The sequence below is a fragment of the Shewanella sp. GXUN23E genome (assembly GCF_050865035.1).
Lineage (GTDB): Bacteria > Pseudomonadota > Gammaproteobacteria > Enterobacterales > Shewanellaceae > Shewanella.
Window position 1 is genome coordinate 1 of the sequence record NZ_JBOZWP010000044.1, and the last position, 1,742, is coordinate 1,742.

General features: G+C 51.2%; 1 protein-coding gene and 6 tRNA genes. All 7 read right to left on the minus strand.

Annotation, left to right across the window (positions count from 1 at the left end; translation table 11 throughout):
- Positions 1-106: 106 nt before the first annotated feature.
- Positions 107-181 (minus strand) — tRNA-Gln (locus ACRRUX_RS20465).
- 43 nt (positions 182-224) lie between these two features.
- Positions 225-301 (minus strand) — tRNA-Met (locus ACRRUX_RS20470).
- Positions 302-392: 91 nt separating this feature from the next.
- Positions 393-467 (minus strand) — tRNA-Gln (locus tag ACRRUX_RS20475).
- Positions 468-497: 30 nt separating this feature from the next.
- Positions 498-572 (minus strand) — tRNA-Gln (locus ACRRUX_RS20480).
- Positions 573-611: 39 nt separating this feature from the next.
- Positions 612-696, minus strand: a tRNA-Leu gene (locus ACRRUX_RS20485).
- A gap of 31 nt (positions 697-727) precedes the next feature.
- A tRNA-Met gene (locus tag ACRRUX_RS20490) sits at positions 728-804 on the minus strand.
- Between the two features lie 327 nt (positions 805-1,131).
- The coding region (locus tag ACRRUX_RS20495) for an IS3 family transposase (protein ID WP_432534089.1) at positions 1,132-1,742 on the minus strand (611 nt) is incomplete at its 5' end.

Genomic DNA, 1,742 nt, shown 5'->3' on the forward strand with positions numbered 1-1,742 from the left:
TGGCTGGGGTACTGGGATTCGAATCTGGGCATAGATGACGGGATCAATACCTGATTGGCAGTCCATACAAACAAAAAGACCCGTCGTTATGACGGGTCTTTGTGTATGGCTGGGGTACCAGGATTCGAACCTGGGGATGGCGGGATCAAAACCCGCTGCCTTACCGCTTGGCGATACCCCAAAAGAGGTTGCAAGACGAAGCGTACTTCAACTCGACTTCAATATGGTAGCAATGGCGGGACTTGAACCTGCGACCCCCGCATTATGAGTGCGGTGCTCTAACCAGCTGAGCTACATTGCCATTGGCATGACGTATCCGGCCTACACCGAACAATCCGAACATAACGCATAAAATCCATGGATTCTGTTGCGTGCCACTATGCCCTGAAAAATGGCTGGGGTACCAGGATTCGAACCTGGGGATGGCGGGATCAAAACCCGCTGCCTTACCGCTTGGCGATACCCCAATCGTGAGGAAACTAACTGTAAACAAAAGATGGCTGGGGTACCAGGATTCGAACCTGGGAATGGCGGGATCAAAACCCGCTGCCTTACCGCTTGGCGATACCCCATCAGCGTTTACTTTACCGTTGCGCTGCAACGGATTTAAATGGTACGGGAGGAGAGACTTGAACTCTCACACCTTTCGGCACCAGAACCTAAATCTGGCGTGTCTACCAATTTCACCACTCCCGCAGCGTCTTGTGTTTTACATCCTCAAGAAGGATGGTAGCAATGGCGGGACTTGAACCTGCGACCCCCGCATTATGAGTGCGGTGCTCTAACCAGCTGAGCTACATTGCCACTTCGTTTCCTGCGTCCCTCTCAGCGAGGAACGGGGCGTATTATGCTTATTCCCCTATGACAGGTCAACCGGTTTTTTGCGACAAAACCCAGCAATTGTATCGTTCGGCTATTAACTCATCAACATGCCCATTCCACGAGCAAATACAAACAGTAATGTCGTACTTTTGATTCATTTTTAAACGTGACGACGAAATGCGGCCTGTCCCGCCGCCGTTATTAGCCAGGCCTGTGGCAAAAACAAATGCTTTCAGATTATCCAGTTAAAAGCAGGACAATAGAACATTTGTCCCCACGAGCAATCTGCGCCACACAAACGTGTAGTGGTCAACTAATTCCGGACAGTAAGTTAAGCCGATTCTCGGCATGAACCGGAGCAACGCCGTCATTATGCTGATGGGGGCGTTCTCGATTGTAATAGTGCATCAGGTATTCGCTGATATCTTTCCTAGCCTCAACCATCGATGGATAACCAGTCGCTGGTACCCATTCAGATTTCAGACTTCGGAACAGTCTTTCCATTGGCGCGTTGTCCCAGCAGTTTCCCCTGCGACTCATGCTTTGGGTGATGCGGTAGCGCCATAGGCGTTGTCGGAAGGCTCGACTGCTGTATTGGCAACCTTGGTCCGAGTGGAACATCAGTCCGTTAGGTCTGCCTCTTTGCTCAAATGCCATATCCAGCGCTTTAATCGCCAACTCTGCGTCTGGCCTATTCGACAGTGCCCAGCCGACAACACGTCGGCTGTACAAGTCCATAACCGTCGCCAGATAACACCAGCGACTGCCAGCCCAGATGTAAGTGATATCACCACACCAGGACTGATTCGGGATACTTGGCGCAAAGTCCCGAGCCAATCTATTAGGAATATCCGGTCGTTCAATCGTGGCGGTTTTATATGCGTGAGAGCCGGGCTGCTTGCATATCAGGCCCAGCTCTT